Origin of the sequence: Marinicella gelatinilytica (assembly GCF_026410405.1) — a bacterium.
Lineage (GTDB): Bacteria > Pseudomonadota > Gammaproteobacteria > Xanthomonadales > Marinicellaceae > Marinicella > Marinicella gelatinilytica.
On record NZ_JAPMLN010000004.1, the window covers coordinates 42273 to 61934 of the forward strand.

At 43.6% G+C, this 19662-nt stretch carries 14 protein-coding genes; 9 read left to right on the plus strand and 5 right to left on the minus strand.

The features are described 5' to 3' along the window. Window positions 1–69: 69 nt before the first annotated feature. Window positions 70–2406 carry a Tex family protein gene (locus OS173_RS03560; RefSeq protein ID WP_267182903.1) on the minus strand — a complete coding sequence of 779 codons (2337 nt, stop codon included), beginning with the start codon at window positions 2404–2406 and terminating at the stop codon, window positions 70–72. A 135-nt stretch (window positions 2407–2541) separates the two neighbouring features. Here OS173_RS03560 and OS173_RS03565 point away from each other — a divergent pair, with 135 nt between their 5' ends. From OS173_RS03565 to OS173_RS03575, 3 genes are all read left to right on the plus strand, one after another. Beyond that, window positions 2542–3159 carry a DUF502 domain-containing protein gene (locus OS173_RS03565; RefSeq protein WP_267182904.1) on the plus strand — a complete coding sequence of 206 codons (618 nt, stop codon included), beginning with the start codon at window positions 2542–2544 and terminating at the stop codon, window positions 3157–3159. A 307-nt stretch (window positions 3160–3466) separates the two neighbouring features. Next, entirely contained in the window at window positions 3467–5137 is a 1671-nt protein-coding gene (gene ettA, locus OS173_RS03570; protein WP_267182905.1) for an energy-dependent translational throttle protein EttA, read from the plus strand. Window positions 5138–5238: 101 nt separating this feature from the next. Further along, window positions 5239–8436: a M12 family metallo-peptidase gene (locus OS173_RS03575; RefSeq protein ID WP_267182906.1), complete on the plus strand. Its 3198-nt coding sequence runs from the start codon at window positions 5239–5241 to the stop codon at window positions 8434–8436. 22 nt (window positions 8437–8458) lie between these two features. Here OS173_RS03575 and nadB read toward each other — a convergent pair whose 3' ends face one another. From nadB to xrtH, 4 genes are all read right to left on the minus strand, one after another. Continuing rightward, window positions 8459–10123 (minus strand): L-aspartate oxidase, encoded by a 1665-nt coding sequence (nadB, locus tag OS173_RS03580; protein WP_267182907.1) that lies wholly within the window; start codon window positions 10121–10123, stop codon window positions 8459–8461. Beyond that, window positions 10050–11078 carry a quinolinate synthase NadA gene (gene nadA / locus OS173_RS03585; protein WP_267182908.1) on the minus strand — a complete coding sequence of 343 codons (1029 nt, stop codon included), beginning with the start codon at window positions 11076–11078 and terminating at the stop codon, window positions 10050–10052. The genes nadB and nadA overlap by 74 nt, the downstream gene beginning before the upstream one ends. A 193-nt stretch (window positions 11079–11271) precedes the next feature. Then, on the minus strand, window positions 11272–13332 hold the full coding sequence (locus tag OS173_RS03590; RefSeq protein ID WP_267182909.1) for a S9 family peptidase: 2061 nt from the start codon (window positions 13330–13332) through the stop codon (window positions 11272–11274). A 93-nt stretch (window positions 13333–13425) separates the two neighbouring features. Next, window positions 13426–14007, minus strand: a complete 582-nt coding sequence (xrtH, locus tag OS173_RS03595) for an exosortase H (protein ID WP_267182910.1) — start codon at window positions 14005–14007, stop codon at window positions 13426–13428. Window positions 14008–14272: 265 nt separating this feature from the next. Between xrtH and OS173_RS03600 the strand changes: the two genes are divergently transcribed. From OS173_RS03600 to prmC, 6 genes are read left to right on the plus strand one after another with little or no spacing between them, the layout of a single operon-like run. Continuing rightward, window positions 14273–14959 (plus strand): response regulator transcription factor, encoded by a 687-nt coding sequence (locus OS173_RS03600; protein WP_267182911.1) that lies wholly within the window; start codon window positions 14273–14275, stop codon window positions 14957–14959. A gap of 15 nt (window positions 14960–14974) precedes the next feature. After that, window positions 14975–16273 (plus strand): sensor histidine kinase, encoded by a 1299-nt coding sequence (locus OS173_RS03605; RefSeq protein ID WP_267182912.1) that lies wholly within the window; start codon window positions 14975–14977, stop codon window positions 16271–16273. Window positions 16274–16293: 20 nt separating this feature from the next. Then, window positions 16294–17799, plus strand: coding sequence for an ankyrin repeat domain-containing protein (locus tag OS173_RS03610; RefSeq protein ID WP_267182913.1), 1506 nt, complete (start codon window positions 16294–16296; stop codon window positions 17797–17799). A gap of 17 nt (window positions 17800–17816) precedes the next feature. Beyond that, window positions 17817–18365: an RNA polymerase sigma factor gene (locus OS173_RS03615; protein WP_267182914.1), complete on the plus strand. Its 549-nt coding sequence runs from the start codon at window positions 17817–17819 to the stop codon at window positions 18363–18365. Further along, a complete protein-coding gene (locus OS173_RS03620; RefSeq protein ID WP_267182915.1) occupies window positions 18352–18837 on the plus strand; it encodes a hypothetical protein in 486 nt (161 codons plus the stop codon). The genes OS173_RS03615 and OS173_RS03620 overlap by 14 nt, the downstream gene beginning before the upstream one ends. A 17-nt stretch (window positions 18838–18854) precedes the next feature. Beyond that, window positions 18855–19661, plus strand: a complete 807-nt coding sequence (gene prmC / locus OS173_RS03625; RefSeq protein ID WP_267182916.1) for a peptide chain release factor N(5)-glutamine methyltransferase — start codon at window positions 18855–18857, stop codon at window positions 19659–19661. The last annotated feature ends 1 nt before the right edge of the window (window position 19662 follow it).

Sequence of the window (19662 nt, forward strand, 5' to 3'; positions counted from 1 at the left end):
GTCAACGCCCAAGAACAAAAAGCCCCGAATTCGAAGCCCCGAATTCGGGGCTTTTTTATTACCTTAATATTATTTTCGAGCCTTTTTAAAAGCATCAGCCATGGCGCCGCTGAAAGCGTTGTCTGATCGAGATTGTGGGCGTTTATTGCCCTGAGCTGATTTTTTTCTGGCTGATTTTCTTACGGGTTTTGCCGAATCTTTTTTGGCACTGACTTGGCTCGGGGCTTGTTCGGATTTGGCACTTAAAGCAATGCGCTTGCGCTGCACATCAACATCCAGTACCCGTACTTTAATGATGTCGCCGGCTTTAACCACATCGCTTGGGTCTTTAACAAACTGATCCGCTAATTCAGAAATATGTACCAAGCCATCCTGATGCACACCAATATCCACAAAAGCACCAAAAGCAGTGACATTGGTGACCACCCCTTCTAAGCGCATACCCGACTCTAAATCGGTCATGGTATGGACTTTATCATCGAAGGTGGCGGTTTTAAATTCACCGCGTGGATCACGCCCGGGTTTTTGTAATTCCGCCAGAACATCTTTAATGGTGGCCAGACCAAACTGATCATTGGCGAAATCTTGGGCATCAATATTTTTTAACACCCCAACCTGCCCCATCACTTGTTCAATGGGCTGTTTAATTTGGGTTAAAATTTGCTCAACCAAAGGATAGGCTTCGGGATGAACCGCTGACTGATCCAAAGGCTGCTTACCACCCCGAATACGTAAAAAACCAGCACTCTGCTCAAACATTTTTTCGCCTAAACGTGGCACCTCAAGCAATTGTTTACGGTCACTAAATCCGCCGCGCTCGGTTCGAAAGTCAATGATGTTCTGAGCCACGCTGTCGCTGATACCGGCCACATATTTCAAAATATCCGGCGAAGCGGTGTTGAGGTCCACACCCACTGCGTTCACACAATCTTCCACACAGGCCTGTAAAGCTTTATTAAGCCGGCTTTGATTGACATCATGCTGATACTGGCCGACGCCAATGGCTTTGGGGTCAATTTTGACTAATTCTGCCAAGGGATCTTGCAAACGACGAGCAATTGAAACTGCACCACGATATGAGACATCTAAATCCGGAAACTCGCGAGCTGCTGATTCTGAGGCGGAATACACCGATGCCCCGGCTTCTGAAATCATTAATTTTTGGGCTTTAATGTTTTTATTGGTTAATAATTCAGCGGCTAATTGATCAGTTTCTCGCGACGCGGTACCGTTGCCGATGGCGATCAAGCTGACCTGATGCTTTTGGCACATTTTGGTTAACGTTAATAAGGCCTGGTCCCATTGCTGTTGGGGTTTGTGCGGATAAACGACGGCTTTGTCGATGAGTTGACCGTTATTATCAATCACAACCACTTTAACACCGGTGCGGTAGGCGGGATCCAAACCCATTGTGACGTGGTTACCGGCGGGCGCAGCTAAAAGCAAATCTCTTAAATTACGGCCAAAAATTTCAATCGCAGCTTCATCGGCCTGATGCCTTAGTTCTGAAGTAAGCTGCAAGGAAAGTTTTAAATGTAATTTTACTTTCCAGGCCATTTCAATGGTACGCATGAGCCAATCTGAGTTCTTCGCCGGCCATCCCGTAAAATCAATCATTCGACCCAAAGCCGGATGTGTTTCTTGCGTCTCATCCAGGACACTTGGATGGTCAATACTGACCTGCAAATAACCTTCTTTCTGACCTCGAAGTAATGCCAACATTCGATGGGACGGTATATTTTTAATGGGCTCCTGAAAATCAAAATAGTCTTTAAAGCGTTCAGCTTTGGGGTCTTTTTCTTTGGTTTTAGGCAACTTTGAAATAATCACGGCAGTTTGTTGTAACCAGTCACGCAGCAACTGCACCAAATCAGCATCTTCCGCCAGATTTTCCATGGCAATTTGACGGGCACCTTCTAACGCATCTTCCTCTGAATTAACCGCTTTGTCCTGATTAATAAACGCTTTAGCCAATAATTCTGGCGATGTGGTCGGTTGTTGAATTAATTGTTCTAATAATGGTTCCAATCCGGCTTCACGTGCCATCTGCGCCTTGGTTCTGCGTTTTTTCTTATAAGGTAAATACAGGTCCTCAAGTCGGGTTTTACTGTCCGCTTCCAGTATAGATTGCTTTAATGTCGGTGATAATTTATCCTGCTCGGCAATGGCATTTAAAATGGTTTCGCGGCGTTCATTCAACTCACGCACATAGACCAATTTTTCTGCCAACAAGCGAAGTTGATTATCATCCAAACCACCGGTCATTTCTTTTCGGTAACGGGCGATAAATGGTACGGTATTACCGGCATCCAGCAATTCAATGGTTTGCTCAACCTGTTTTCTGTTAGCGGAAATGGTCAAAGCCATTTGTTCAATCTGTGAATCTGTTAGTCCGTTTTGGCTCATATTTGCATGGTACAATTTAAAAAAAGCGCATTTTAGCATGAACATTGGTGACATAAAATTTCATGCTAAGATGTGAAACCGCTGCCAATGTGAAAAACAGCGCATCAGCTTTCAATTATTTAAGAGACTTGTATCATGAAACGTTATTTGCTTAATCCTTTACTCAAAGGTGCCATGGTGGTACTGCCGTTATTAGTCACCGTGTGGATTTTATGGACAGCTTTTTTATGGCTAAACAGCTTAGGTGTCTCAGCCCTCACTGCTTTAAATTTAAATCAGCTTATTTTTCCGGGCAGCGGTTTAGTTATTATGTTGGTGTTACTGGTTATTATTGGTTTGTTATTTCAATTCAGTATCATCAGTTGGTTTTTTCAACGCATGGAAAAAGAGTTACTTCGATTTCCTTTGGTTAAAACCCTCTACGGCGCGGTTAAAGATTTGGCCAACATGTTTGACAACACACAACACAAATCACAACAAGTGGCTTTAGTGGATTTAAGCGATAAGGGCTTAGGTATGGCTGTCGGCATCATTACAGCCGACTCAATCCCAACCGTCATAAAGGATGTTCGTAATAACAGCGATGATTTAGTCACGGTTTATTTGCCGATGAGTTATATGGTGGGTGGATACACGGTCTTTTTACCCAAGGACAAAGTCACACCCTTAGACTGGACATTTGAAAAAGCCATGCGCTTTGCCCTCACCGCCGGCGTCTCTCAAGACAAAGATGAAGAGGAACTCTTACCATAATTTCGTTTTAATTGTCTAACGGCATCAGCTTTAGACAGATTGTTCAAAGATTGCGCAGACTTAAAATGTTGGCCACAAAACCAACCTAAACCTTTGGGGTGGCCCACCATTCCTGGTGGCAAATCCTGATAATCCTTAAACCAGACTAAACCGCTTTCGCCCAAACAATCTTCGTTTAAATGTTTTATACATATTTCACAGATGGGTGGTTTCATAACTTCTATAATAACACTTAAACATATAGTCAAGATAGACTTTTACCGTGCCTTTCAAGTAACATTAAACCTTTTAAATTCTGACTTTATTTATGGCTGAATACATATACACCATGATGGGCGTGAGCAAAACGGTGCCGCCTAATCGAGAAATCATTAAAGACATTTCTTTATCATTTTATCCGGGTGCTAAAATTGGTGTTTTAGGCTTGAATGGTTCCGGTAAATCAACGGTTTTACGGATTATGGCCGGCATCGATAAAGATTATAGCGGTGAAGCTCGACCGCAGCCGGGAATTAGTATTGGATACTTGCCACAGGAACCTGAATTAGCAGAAGATAAAACCGTTCGTGACAATGTAGAATCTGGTATGGGTGAAGTCAAAGCCTTACTCACAGAATTTGATGAGATTAATGCACAATTTGCGGAACCTATGAGCGATGATGAAATGACTGATTTGCTGGCGAAACAAGCTGAATTACAAGAAAAAATTGATGCCGCCAATGGCTGGGACATGGATCGCACCATGAACATGGCTGCCGAGGCTTTACGCTTGCCGCCTTGGGATGCCGTGGTCAAAAACCTTTCCGGCGGTGAAAAACGGCGCGTGGCTTTATGTCAATTATTATTGTCCTCTCCTGATATGTTACTACTGGATGAGCCCACCAACCATTTAGATGCCGAAACTGTGGCCTGGCTGGAACGTTATTTGCATGATTTTAAAGGCACCATTGTGGCAGTTACCCATGATCGCTACTTTTTAGACAATGCCGCTGAGTGGATTTTAGAACTTGATCGGGGTCATGGCATTCCGTGGAAGGGTAATTACAGTTCCTGGTTAGAACAAAAAGAAAAACGCTTAGAACAAGAGTCTAAACAAGAACAAGCCCACATGAAAACCATCAAACATGAGCTGGAATGGGTACGCACCAACCCCAAAGGTCGTCGCGCTAAATCCAAAGCCCGTTTACGTCAGTTTGAAGAGTTGCAATCTAAAGACTTCCAAAAACGTAATGAAACCAATCAAATCTATATTCCACCCGGGCCGCGATTGGGTGAATCTGTAATTGAATTTAAAAACGTCAGCAAGGCTTTTGGTGATAAATATTTAATTGACGACTTATCATTCAAAGTACCCCAAGGCGCCATTGTCGGCATTATTGGTCCCAATGGTGCCGGTAAAAGTACATTATTCAACATGATTGCCGGTGATGAGCAGCCCGATGAAGGCGAGATTACAGTTGGCCCCACTGTAGAACTGGCGTATGTGTCGCAATCTCGTGAAGACCTCAATTCTGACAAACAGTTGTGGCAGGAAGTGGCTGATGGTGAAGAAGTGATCAAAGTTGGCAATTACTCGGTGCCGGCACGCGCTTGGCTATCCCGATTTAATTTTAAAGGTGCCGACCAGCAAAAACAGGTTAAACACCTCTCCGGTGGTGAACGTAACCGCCTACAACTGGCCAAAGTGTTAAAAACCGGCGGCAATGTCCTGATGCTCGATGAGCCCACCAACGATTTAGACGTTGAAACCTTACGGGCACTTGAAGAAGCGATTTTGAACTTTGCCGGTTCGGTTCTGGTGATCTCCCATGATCGCTGGTTCTTAGATCGAATCGCCACCCATATTCTGGCCTTTGAAAATAATTCCCATGTGGAGTTTTTTGAGGGCAATTACACAGAATACGAACAAGATTACAAAAACCGTCATGGCAAATCATCTCAACCCGAACGCATTAAGTATCGACCTTTAAAGGATTAAACAAAGATTACCGCTGTTATTCAATGCAGAATAACAGCGGTGTGACTTTGCTTTGGTGCGCAAGCACAGTAAAATATAAGTAAGCCGCCGACTGAATGATTATGCGTTTACTGTTTCTATTACTTGTACTGCTGTCCCTAAATGGCCAATTATGGGCCAAAGAAATGCCCGAAGCTTATACCGACTTCCACCACGACGATGTTATTCCGCTGTCGTTAAACCCATTAAAATCCGGCCAGCTAAGTTTTACTGTACAAGGTCAAACCATTCAATTGCCGAAAAACCTGACTAAATCAGGTAACCACACGCATAGCTTTCATCAATCCTTCAGCAATGGCGAACTGAATGCCACATGGGGTGGTGGCGGTTTATTTGGCCAGTTGCGCTTAGCCAACAACAACTACATTATCACCACCGAAGGTCACGGTATGTGGGCGGTAAAAATGCCTGACAATGCCAGCTATAACAGCTGTGGCGTACAACACAACCAAGTTTTCGAGCATGATTTAAACCTTAAAACCATTAATCGTAACAACCACAAAAAAGCCGCTGGCACAGTGATTGATTTACTGGTTGTTTATGACCAAGCCATAGCTGATCGGTATCCCGGCGAGTTACTGAACGCCCGGGTGCAGCAATATATTCATGTGGCCAACCAAAGTTACGCCAACAGTCAGTTGGACTTGAGCTTGCGCTTAGTCGGTTTAAAACAAACCGGTTATAACGCTAATAATGCCAATGCCACGCTTCTTGATCAATTACGAAAAACCTTAGCCAATATCAGCCGCTATCAAGGTCTTACTGAAGTGCCTGGCTGGCGTGCAGCCACCGGTGCCGATTTGGTTATCTTCTTACGCACCCATGATATTTTAACCCGTGGCAACTGTGGTATTGCTTATTTTCCGGCGGGAAACGGTCAACAATTTAACACCTCTTACGGTATTAATATCATGGCTGATGGCGCCAGTAGCTGGTCAGTTTGTACGGATCAACTGATGGTTCATGAAATCGGCCACAACTTAGGTGCGGGTCATCATAATGCCGCACTCCAGAACCGTTACCTGCCCGATGCTGCCGGATTTGCTAAGCCAGGACAATATGGCACCATTATGGGTTCTTTCGGCACCGGCGACCCCAATCGCTTTTTAGAACTCAATTATTTTTCCAGCCCGTATGTACAATGTGGAGGTGACGCCTGCGGTGTACCCGGACAACGTGACAATGTTCATGTGATGTCACTCTTAAAAGGGCCGGTCAGTCAGTATTTTCAGTCACAATCCAATGCCCCCTACCCGGATGCCTTGACACCTTCAAAAACGGATTCTGATGGTGATGGTATCATTGATCAAGATGATGAATTTCCCTTTGATTCCGGCGAAAGCAAAGACAGTGACGGTGACGGTGTGGGCGACAACCAGGATGTTTTCCCCCATGATCCCACAGAATGGGCTGATTTCGATGGCGATGGTGCTGGTGATAACAGTGATCCGGATATCGACGGCGACGACCATCTCAATAACGTGGATGCCTTTCCCTTCGACCCCAATGAATACAAAGACAGTGACAGTGATGGCGTTGGTGATCATCAGGATGCTTTTCCGGATGACCCGACAGAATCATCAGACACAGATGGTGATGGTGTCGGTGATAATGCCGATTTAGACAGCGACAATGATGGTTATCCGGATATTGACCCCGACAAAGAAGATATCTTAGTCATCAGCGTGAATAACAATCGGATTCTACGTTTTGATGCAGAAACCGGCCGCAGTAAAGGCATTGAAGTCCTGCCCGATGATGGTCAACTGACATTTCAATCAGATTTGGTGTATGACAGTCACAGCCAACGACTTATTTACAGCACCGCCAGTCGGATTAAATCAATACCGCTAAGAAATCGTGAACAAGAACCCACGACGCTTGTTTATCCCTATGCTCAGGACAAAACTCAGCTTAATTCAGGTTTTCCCACAGCCTTGGCTTATTTGCTGAATAACAAATTGCGCGTGGCAAAAACACGCAGCACCAACGACAGTCAGTCTCAGCACGATTACATGGCTGAGTTTTCGATACCGCTGGTCGGGCAAGCAAAACCTCTGGGCTTGAAATACATTACCACCGAGGAAGAAAGCATTTTAGACTTTTACCAGCAGCAGGACACGCTGTATGCATTGGGATATAACCAGGCACTTTACAGAGGTCATATCTCCGACTCACAATTACAAAATTTCACACCATCACCCGCTTATTGGCTAAAAAACAGCCGAGCTTTTATCGTCACAGAATCGGGGCAAATGATTCACACCAAAAGTAATCAACTGGCGATGACAGATGCCGGAACAGGCCAATCTTTAGGCGTATTTGCCCGCACTGCTTCCCTTGGCTATCGAAACTTAACCGGCATCACACAAACCCGTGATAATCGCATTATCGTGGCTGATGCCGACAAAAATACCCTGCTCCAATTTAACATGGACGATGAGTTTATGGGTGAACTGGTAACAGGCTATGGCATGGACGGACCGCATAAAATCATCGCAGTACCGGCGTTAAAAGACCGCTTTTATCAAAACCAGGACAGGGTTATGAGTCCCAATGCCGGTAACTGGTTTAATCCCGCGAGCTCCGGCCGTGGCTTTAATATCGGTATTTTTAATAAACGTTTACAAGTGCTGTGGTTTACTTATGATCAGGCCGGATTACCCGTGTGGTATTTTTCTGCCGGTCTACTGGATGGCTTTCATTATCAAGATACTTTACTAAAAGCCACCCAAATTTCTGACAGTGAAGTCAGCTTTGAACAGGTGGGCGAACTGGCTGTGGTTTTCAGCAACGAACGACAGGCCACAGTCCAATGGCAGTTACATGAGCTGAGTGGTTCTGAAGACATCCAGTGGCAACAATTTAGTTATGAGCCGGAAGAGGATAATTACACCGGTATGTGGACCCGAGAAGATGCGCCCGGTTGGGGCACCGCTGTGACCACCATTGGTGAAAAAACTGTGATTACACCTTTCTTGTATGATGCTGCAGGCGAGCCTCGCTGGTTAAGCAGTGATGTGGCTTTGGGCACAAGCCCCTTACAATTTAATGTGGGCTTTTTCACCAGCACCACGTTATGCCCGGGTTGCAGTGGTGAAGCCGCCGTTGATTTAAATTATATCGGTGAAATGATTTTGGATTTTGAGCAACAAACCTGGCAAAGCGATATCAGTTGGCCAACACCATTAAGTCATAAGTGGCCGATAAATGATACCAATATGGTACGTATTTCTGATGAGCCCACCAGGCCGCGGTAAATTGACGAAATCTGATTAACTCTCAGCTTATCTGTTCATGCTCATCACGATAATGACAGCCACTGCTCGTGGTGTTTGACCATGCCGCCAAAGTCACAATAATGGCGGTACGTACTGCATTGCGTAAGCCAATCAGATCGTCTGATACTTGGCAGTTGCGATAAAATTGTTCGATGTCGGTTTCCAGATGACGCAGTTCACGCAAAGCCCGTTGTAGTCGCTCGGATGAGCGACTGATACCCACGTAATTCCACATAATGGTTTGAATACGCTGTAAATCATGGCGTATTAAAACCTTATCGGCCCGCTGTTGGCTGTTCATTTGCCAGGGTGGAATTAACTGTTCATCATAATGAGCGGTGTCTGATGATTTACCGACAATGGAACGGGCACTATCCAAACCGGTCACCACCCCCTCTAATAAAGATGTGCTGGCTAAGCGGTTAGCACCATGTAGGCCGGTACAAGCGACTTCACCAATGGCATACAATTGCTGAATATCGGTAGACCCATCTGAATCGACCCATATTCCACCACAGGCATAATGCGCAGCCGGTGTCACCGGTATGGTCTGCTTGGTTATATCCACGCCATGACTTAAACAGAACTCATAGATATTCGGGAATCGTGCAATAATTTGTTCAGCCGGTAAATATGAACAGATATCCAAATAAACACAATCACTGCCCAAACGCAGCATTTCCTTATAGATACTGCGGGAAACCACATCTCTAGGTGCTAAATCCCGCCATTGTGCATCATAACGAGTCATAAAGGCTTCGCCTTGGGCATTAATTAAACGTCCACCGGCACCACGCAATGCTTCAGATATCAGAAAATTAGGTGCACCTTTTTTATGAAAGGTGGTTGGGTGAAACTGCACATACTCGGTATTTATCATCCGTGCACCGGCACGATGTGCCATCGCCAATCCATCGCCTCGAGTACCTTCGGTATTACTGGAATGTAAATACACTTGTCCAAAACCGCCACTGGCTAAAATCGTGTGCCCGGCAATGACTCTTTTCACACGCTGCTGTTGACTATCTAACACATAAGCACCCACACATCGTTTCGGTTCGTACAGACTGCGCCGATCAAGGCTATGATGATCAGGTGTAATCAAATCAATGGCAGTATGCTGTGTGAGTAAAGTGATTTTTTGAGATTGTTTAGCAGCCGCCAAAAGGGCATCATGGATGGCTTTGCCGGTGCTGTCCTTCACATGTAATATACGCGATATTGAATGCGCCGCTTCCTGACAAGTGGCTAAATTATCTTGTGAATCACGGTCAAATTTAACCGGCACTTTCTGCATTAATAAATAACGCAAATAATCGGGACCACATTCAGCCAAATAATGCACAAAAGAGTTCCGGTTTAATCCACCGCCGGCCGCCATAATATCTTCAGCCAAATGTTGCGCAGAGTCTTTTTCTCCTCGATAAACAATGCCACCTTGCGCCCAGTGGGTATTACAATCCTCAGGTACTTTTGAGCGCGTAATAACGGTGACCGACACGCCCAAAGTAGCCAATTCTAAAGCCGCACTTAAACCGGCAATACCGCTGCCGATAATAAGCACTGTGTCTTGATGTAATTCCGATACCACTTTAGCCGATTTGTAGCATTCGATTGACTGCCTGATAAGCCCGCTGCCTGATGTCTTCCGGAATGGTGATTTCATACTGATTGAACAGTAAAGCATTATACGTGTCTTTCAGTTGAATCTGGTTCATATAAGGACAGCGCACATGGCACATGCGAAGCATTTCCCGGTTGGGGTTCTCAGCGTGGATGTTATCGCCCATGGCACATTCGGTGAGCAACAAATAACGCGGCAATTTGTTATCTCGAATATAGTTAATCATGGCCGTGGTGCTGCCGGAAAAATCCGCGGCATCGACCACTTCTGGTTTACATTCAGGATGCGCCAATACTTTGGCATCGGGATAAGTCGCACGCACATGTTCAATGTCTTCCACGGTAAATTGATCATGCACTTCACAACGGCCATGCCAGCCAATGAGTTGCACATCTACATCATTATCGCTGCCTTTATTTTTACTCGGGAAAATAATGTGCTTACCGGTTTCCCGGGCGATATTACCGGCTAAATACTCATCAGGTAAAAATATCACCGTATCCGAATTCAATGATTCAACCACTTGCTTGGCATTACCGGAGGTGCAACAAATATCTGTTTCGGCTTTAACATCGGCATAGGTATTGATGTACGTGACCACCGGAACCCCCGGAAACTGCTGTTTAAGTTTTCTGACATCAGCCGCGGTAATCGATTCTGCTAAGGAACATCCGGCTTTACTTGAGGGCACTAAAACGGTTTTATCCGGACTTAGAATCTTAGCCGTTTCTGCCATAAACTCAACGCCACAAAAGACGATAATGTCTTTATCGGTTTCTGCCGCTTTTCTCGATAACTCCAGCGAATCACCGGTGAAATCAGGCACCGTATGAAACAGCGCCGGCTCCATGTAGTTATGACCTAAAATCAATGCGTTTTTCTGTTTTTTTAGGTCAATAATTTGTTGCGCCATTTCGGCTTTTAAGATCAATTCAGCTTCACTGTACTGATCACTGAGTTTTTGGGTGAGTTTATCAAGGATTGGATTGGCTAACATGGTTGTTAAATATTGTTGAGTTAAAGACGGGGCGCTGTCTGTGCGACAACGCCCATGCGACAGGCATTATATTTAAAAGTGTAAAGTAAATTTTTGATGTAGGTCAGGTTTTTAGCTCGAATATTTCATGTAAGAATGGAATTTAGATATAACATAGCTGGCTATTTTGCACCGTTTACATGAATTTTTCGGGCTAGAACTTTATACCTGCAAGCTTTAATAAAAAGGCATAGTCCTGTGCAGTTTCCTTATAGTAACTAAAACGTCCCGAAGCACCGCCGTGACCGGTATCCATATTGGTGCGCATTAATAGCAGATTATCATCGGTTTTCATATCACGCAGTTTCGCCACCCATTTAGCCGGCTCGAAGTATTGCACCTGCGAATCATGTAATCCGGTGGTGACCAGGATATTGGGATAATCCTGGGCTTTGACCTGATCGTAGGGCGAATAGGACAACATGTAATCATAAGAATCTTTGTTTTTGGGATTGCCCCACTCTTCAAATTCACCGGTGGTTAGCGGTAAACTTTCATCCAACATGGTGGTGACCACATCCACAAACGGCACACTGGCAATCATACCGTGATACAACATACCATCCATATTGGCCACCGCACCCATCAGCAAGCCGCCGGCACTGCCGCCCCAGGCATAGATACGCTCAGGATCGCCATAGCCTTTGGCCAATAAGGCTTTTGAGGCGTCAATAAAATCAGTAAAAGTATTCATTTTATTGAACATTTTACCGTCTTCATACCAGGCGCGGCCTTTGGCCTGGGAGCCGCGAATATGCGCCACCGCATAGACAAAACCACGATCCAATAAGGACAGACGACTGACAGAAAAGCTGGGATCGATGGAATAGCCATAGGAGCCATAGCCATACACCAACAGAGGTCGTTCAGATAAGGCTGTGTCTGATTTTTTATACACCAGAGACACCGGTACCTCAGCACCATCTCTGGCGGTAATTAACAGACGTTCAGATTGGTATTCCTCAGGATTATGTTCACCGTTAATTTCATCCTGTTTTAGTAAGGTTTTTTCACCACTGTTCAAGTCGACTTCGAAGACACTGCCGAGCTGGGTAAATGAATCATAACTGTAGCGCATGGTGTTGGTATTTTGTTGCGGGTTGTAACCCACCCACATGGTGGAAACAGCCTCATCACCTTGAATAAGCTTTTCATCACCTGTTAACCAATTTTTGGCTTTAATGTGCTTAATGCCATTACGACGTTGATCAACCACCAGCCAGTCTTTAAAGGCATCGGCATCATAAATCAGGGTTTCCTCATCATGGCCAATAATTTCTTGCCATTGTTGCTTATCTTGTGAAGCACCAATCGGGGCACGCATTACCCGGGAATTTAAGGCCTGCCAATTACTGACGATAATCCAGTCACCGTCAAAATCTTCCACTGAATATTCATGCTTTTCTTCTCGTGGTAGCACCAATGAAAATTGGCCGGTGGGATTCGCTGCATCTAAATACAACACTTCACTCTGGGTGGTGGATTCAATCTGAACCATAATATAATCACCGGAACGTGAGGTGTAGCACGATAAATAAAAGGTGTCATCAGACTCTTCATAGACCAACACATCTTCACTGACAGGCGTGCCTAAACGATGGCGATAGACCTGATATGGCAGAAGTGTAACGGGATGTTTACGGGTGTAAAAAAAGGTTTCACTGTCTTTCGCCCAGGCGATGGAGCCGGTGGTGTTTTTGATGACATCCGGCAGCATTTTGCCACTAGCCAGATCTTTAAAGCGCAAATCGTATTGACGGCGGCTGACGGTGTCTTCGGAAAAGCCATAGATCTTATGATTGGGGCTTGGTTGTTGGTAGTTGCTGGCATAGTAGGCATAATCCTTGGCCAATTCATTGACATCCAAAAGCACTTCTTCATGGGCCTCGAGACTGTCTTTTTTACGGGCATAAATCGGATACTCCTGTCCTTCAGAATAACGACTGTAATACCAATAGTTATCCAACTGATAAGGCACTGACTCGTCATTTTGTTTTATGCGGCCGGTAATCTCCTGATACAGTGTTTCCACCAGGGGCTCAACATCTTTTAACTGCGCTTCGGTGTAATCGTTTTCAGCGTTCAGATAAGCCAACACTTTTTCATCGGTGCGCTCATCATCACGTAACCAATGATATTGATCGACACGGGTATCACCATGCAGGTTCATTTCGTAAGGTATTTTTTGAGCTTTAGGCGGTTGTTGTTCAGCCATGGATGACTCCTTTTGAGGGCTTGTTTGACAAGCAGACAGTGAAAAACAAAAAAGTAGTATGAATAATCGTGACATTATATTTATTCCAGTTAATTAAGATTGGGGCAATTCTTTATTTTCAAAGTCTTGTGCCTCATTTTCTGAAGAAATATCATCTTCTCCGGCATCGGATTTTTGAGAATCATCCATGGGTTTGTCCCTGCGTGGTAAATAACGTAACCAAATGAGCCAAACAATCAAGGCATCTAAAATAATCAACGCTTGCCATAAATACAAATGGAACCATTCAAACCAGGTATGATTCCACTGTAATAAATAAAACAAAGAAATAATTCGCACCATGTTCAGTGACTGGATGGCTAAAAACCCCCAGAACAGTCCTTTGATTTTATACCAAAGTGGAGATGGGAAAGCGACGATGGCAGCCAACAATATAATCATGGCTTCCACACCATTACAACCCGGCGCAATTTGTATCGCAGCCATTGTTTTGGTGTCCTGGATAATATCACCATAGGCATGAACATTGGCATCAAATAATTGCACAATCCAAGAGCTGACAGTGGCAATCAAACCCGTAAATGGCAACACCACAGCTTGACGAACAGGTTCGTAAATTTCCAATAAAAAAAGTGATATTAAAATCACCAAAAACAACACAACAAAGCGAATCATGGTTTTTTATCGCTGGCACTAAAAGAGCAACGATTCTATCACATATCCATTAAATCCAAAGAAATCCATTTATGATAATTCACAAACTTTTAATTAAGGATTAACAGCTTCTTAACAGAAATGTTAGTATGATGAACACATAGTCAAGGTTCTCCAAAAACAAGTTGACTTAAATCTGGGCATCTATTTCCCAAGGAGTTTTTAAACTTCTTGGGATTTTTTTTATCAAATGAATATATAGAAAACTAAAGAAGGAACCACGCTTATGAAAATTTTAGTTGTTGAAGACAATACAGATATTGCCGCTAATATTGTTGATTATTTTGAGGAAAAAGATCACATTGTTGATTACGCCGGTGACGGTGTAACCGGATTACATTTAGCTGTTAGCAATGATTTCGATGTGATTATTTTAGATTTGATGTTGCCCGGCATGGATGGATTGGATTTGTGTAAAAAACTTCGAACGGATGCAAAAAAAAATACCCCGGTGATTATGTTAACCGCCCGCGATACATTGAGTCAAAAGCTGGAAGGTTTTGAATATGGCGCTGACGATTACATGGTTAAACCGTTTGCTTTACAGGAATTAGAAGCCCGCGTTAACGTTCTTGGCACCCGCAAAAAGAAAAATCTCAACCGCACTTTGGTTGTGGCTGATTTAGAATTCAATTTAGACAGTTTAACCGTAAAAAGAAATGGTCAAAGTTTAAAAATGAATCCAACCGGGCTGAAGCTGTTACAAATATTAATGGAATCCAGTCCTTATGTGGTGCCTCGAGAAGAATTAGAGGTTAAAGTTTGGGGTGAAGAAATGCCTGATTCTGACTCTCTGCGTGTTCATATTCACGGCTTGAGAACCACCATTGATAAACCGTTCGATAAAAATCTCATACACACCAGACACGGTATTGGATATCACATATCCGATCCTGATGAACTGTCGGATTAAACTCAGCCGATACCGATGAATTTTCGGAACAGTATAAAAAGTCGGATTATTATCGCTTTCTTGGCATTCAGCAGCCTATTGACCTTGCTGTTTGCCGTAGCTTCCTTGAGCATTAGGCAGAACTTACAGACTGAACTCATTGAACAAACCATCAAACAAGATTTAGATGGATATATGACAAAGCTGGCGGCTAATCCCCAGGATGTATTGGGTCAATCTCTATCAAGCAATGTACAAGGCGTTATCACCACACCCGATAATTTTCATACAGATTTACCTTTGAGCTATGCTGATTTAGAAGACGGCACCCACATCATAACGGAAGGTGATAAGACCTATATTGTGGCAGTGAATAAACAGAATAAGCTTAAAGGGCAGCCTGTTTGGGGTTATATCAAATATGACATCAGTCATATGAAACAAAATGATCGGGTGTTGTGGGGGATTTTTGCAGGAATGCTTATCGTTTTCTTAATTCTTGCTTATGTACTGGCCATTTATGTCTCTAAAAAAGCATTAAAGCCGTTAAGTAAATTAGCGGCAAAATTAGAAAACTTATCTGCCCATACTCACATCGAACCCTTGGCACCCTATTTTCCGGAGGATGAAGTCGGGAAAATTGCACATGCATTGGATAATTACGCGCAAAGCTTAACCGACTATGTGACCCGTGATAAAGAATTTAACGCCGATGTCAGCCATGAGTTAAGAACCCCGTTGGCGGTGATTACCAGTACCGTTGAACTCATTAAATCCAACCCGAACATCAGCGAAAAAGAACTCAGCCGCATTAACCGTATTGAGCGTGCCGTCAAACAATCCTCCGAGCTCACAGAAACCTTATTACTTTTAGCGCGCGAAGAACGCAAAGAAAACCAAGGTTTAGAACGCACCCAACCGGCCATCATTATCCGCAAGATATTAGAAAGTTACGAACCTACGCTCAAATTAAAACCGGTTAAAACCAAAGTCATTGAAAAAGACTGGTTACAAGTTAAAGCGCCGGAGTCTGTGATATCGGTTGTATTAGGCAACCTGATTGGTAATGCCATTAAATACACCACTGAAGGTACAATTCATATAATTATAGACACCCACTCAATTATTGTTCAAGATGAAGGCGTCGGCGTGAACGAATCTGAACTGCCTAAACTTTTTGAACGGCATTACCGTGCCAACAAAACAAGCTCAAAAGGTTCAGGAATCGGTTTGGCTATCGTCAAACGCCTGTGTGAGCTGTATAATTGGGACATTGAAATCAGACAAAATAAAACAGCAGGATTAACGGCCATTTTAACCTTTAATCCTGATTGACTCTTTAAAGGATTAAGCCAGTGTCTTTGAAAGCCACCACAAAAAAAGATATTCTCAATTGTTGCCGGCGTGGCCAATTAGCGCAGCTACAACAATTGTTAAAACAGGGTATCAGTATCGACACTGTCGACAGTGAAGAGTTTGCACCTTTAAATATCGCTCTCCGGCATGGCCGTTGGCAAGTGGCCCGTTACATCTTGCAACAAAATACTTTACCCAATTATGCCACCACACCTCCACTGATTGCCGCCTGCCAATATAATAAAGATGACACAACGGGTATTGACTTAATATACCGACACACGGCGAACATAAATTGCAGCGATAGCCAAAACCGCACCGGCTTAATGACAGTCTGCTTACTGGGCCATGAAAAGAAATTTGATTTTATAGTCAAACATTGTGAAGATGTTAATCGCTGTGATGACCATGGAATGACGGCTCTTTTAGATGCCGTGACCAGTCAATCGATAAAAATCGTGGAAAAATTAATTCAGGCCGGTGCCGATGTCAATCAATGCAATCATAACAATGACAATGCCTTGTTATTGGCTTTTAAAGCAAAACACCCTTCACCCAAATTGATTCAACTGTTGATTGATCACAAAGTTAATATTTATCAGCAAAACAAACAAGCGGAATCGCCCTATGAAGTCGCCAAACAAAAACATGCTGACCTCGTTAAGTTATTGGATATTGCCATTGCCAAAGAACAGCAAATTGAATTGCCACTGTTCAACGACATATCATCACAAGACCAAACCACGACCAAGACTAAACCACCAAACAACATGACAAGCAACAAGGAACACCAACACAACTGGTTCGAAGCTGTCAGCAAAGGCAACTTAGGCCAGCTAAATCGGTTGTTATTAAAAGACGTTAACATTAACCAAACCGATGACAAGGATTGTACTGCACTGATTCATGCAGCCGGCCAAGGAAAACGTGCTGTCTGCTCGTTTTTAATAGAAAAAGGTGCAAACATCAATCACCGCAGTCGCAACGGTAGCACCGCTTTATCAAGTGCCATTATTAGTCAATCTGATAACGTCGTCGAATTACTGTTGCGTCATCAAGTGAAGTTAAATGAAACAGGTCCTGGCGGATATCCCTATGTCAATTTAGCGGCAGCGCAATGGAATGAATCCTGTTTGAGCAGACTGGTAGAAGCTGGCGCCAGCCCACTGAGCAAGGATCCCGGTCGTGGCAACTTGTATCATAATGTGATTTCAGCCGCTGCCTATTACAGCCAGACAGGTAAAGCACTACAAACGCTTAAACTCATTCACACCTATAACATTGGCATCAATGATCGTGATGACCAAGGTCGTACACCACTGACCCTATTGGCACGTTTGGGCCGTCATGATAAAGACCAACAAGTTGCCACGTTGGCACATTTATTGCTTAAATGGCATGCCAAGCCCAATAACAAAGACAGTAAAGGCATGACTGCTTTAGATTACTGCCAACAAAATCAGTTAGCCAATACCCGAGGGGTTATACTGTCTTTTACCGATTAATCATTGCCAATGACACAGTGAACAAAAAACAACTGACAATCTTATTTCAAAAGCATCAACATTTGATTGATCAAGCCGTGTTCAGCAAACAAATCAATATAACCGGCGTGACCCTTGATGATGTTTATCAAGAAGTGTCCATTCGCGTGATTAAATTATTAGACAGTGACCGAGAAATTGAAAACCTTCCGTCTTATATATACAGAATCACGGCCAATGTGATTGTTGATTTAGCCAGGGCCAATAATCGCCATGCTCAAGAGACACCACTACCGGAACACCGTGATGAATCGGACAGTTATCATCCCGAACTCGATGGGGACGTACTCCAACCGGATAATAGACTGGCTGATAAAGAGTTACAGAAGACCATTTTAGCAGCCATTGAATCGCTTCCTGAGGATCGTAGAATTGCCGCTAAAATGAGATTACAAGGCTACACGGTTAAAGAAATGATGTCATTAACCGGCTGGTCTTACTACAAGGCTGAAAATTTGTCTAAACGTTCCATGACCGCCTTAAAGGAACAATTAGAAAAAATGGGTATTGATTATGAAATTAACTGAACAACAATTATCACAATTATTTCAAAATAGCAGCAAACATAAGCACACCACAATTGACGTTGGTGACTGTCTGTTAAACCCGAAATTAGCTGATGTTGATGCCATTGTTAGTGATTTTAATACTGCGCAAGCAGCACAATTAGCCACTCACTTTGCTCCTTGGTCGCAACAGGTGGCCAAAGACATTCAACACAGACGTCAACCCAACATATCTTCACGAATTAAACTGTTTATCAATCAATGTCTGCCTAAATCACCGATGATGGGGGCAAGCTTGGCTGTGGTTTTTACCCTATCTGCTGTGGTGTTTTTTAGTAACCAGCACATTGACACGCCATCGTCTAACACCAATGTGGCTACTAATGACGTTATTAATGCCTTACCTTTTGAAGGTGACAGCGATCGATTAAGTCGAGGCAATTTTGATGAATCGAACCAAGACGACCAATTATTTAGAGCCAATTTTAGCTAACAATCACCACCTCAATCTTGAAAACTGTTGGTCAATGGCTGCAAGAGCGACCGCATAAGATTCCCGAAACTGTCCATCGACAATTGCTCGCACATGTCCTAAAGCGAAATACCGCTTGGTTAATCGCTCATGATGACGTGACCGTTATTAATCAACAAGCTCGCCAGATTAAAGATTACCAAAGACAATTCATAGACGGCATTCCGCTGGCTTATATTCTCGGCGAACAAGCTTTCTGGGATTTAACCTTAAAGGTTAATGAACACACCTTGATTCCTCGTCCTGACACTGAACTCATCATTGAAACCATTTTGGATTTAAACCTGTCTCCGTCATCTATTTTGGACTTAGGCACAGGATCCGGCGCCCTGGCTCTGGTACTGGCGAGACTATTTCCTAACGCTTCAGTCACCGCCACAGATATCAGCTCCCAAGCCATTACAGTGGCACAGAGCAATGCCCAAAAATACCACATAAATAACATCTGTTTCATCCAAAGCCACTGGTTTAATAACATCCAAGGCACATTTGATTTAATTGTCAGTAACCCCCCCTACATCGAACCCGATGACAGTCATTTAAGCGGCTTAACTCATGAGCCAATAACAGCTTTAGTGGCCGATAATAACGGCCTTGCCGATTTACAGACCATCATTCGTCTGGCGCCTCAGTTTTTAAATCACAATGGTATCCTATTAGTAGAGCATGGCTATAATCAACAACAAACCGTCGCTGAATTATTTACTGACAAACATTATTGCAAGATAAAAACACTTTTTGACATTGAACAGCGTCCAAGAGCCACAATGGGTTATTGCAAATAGA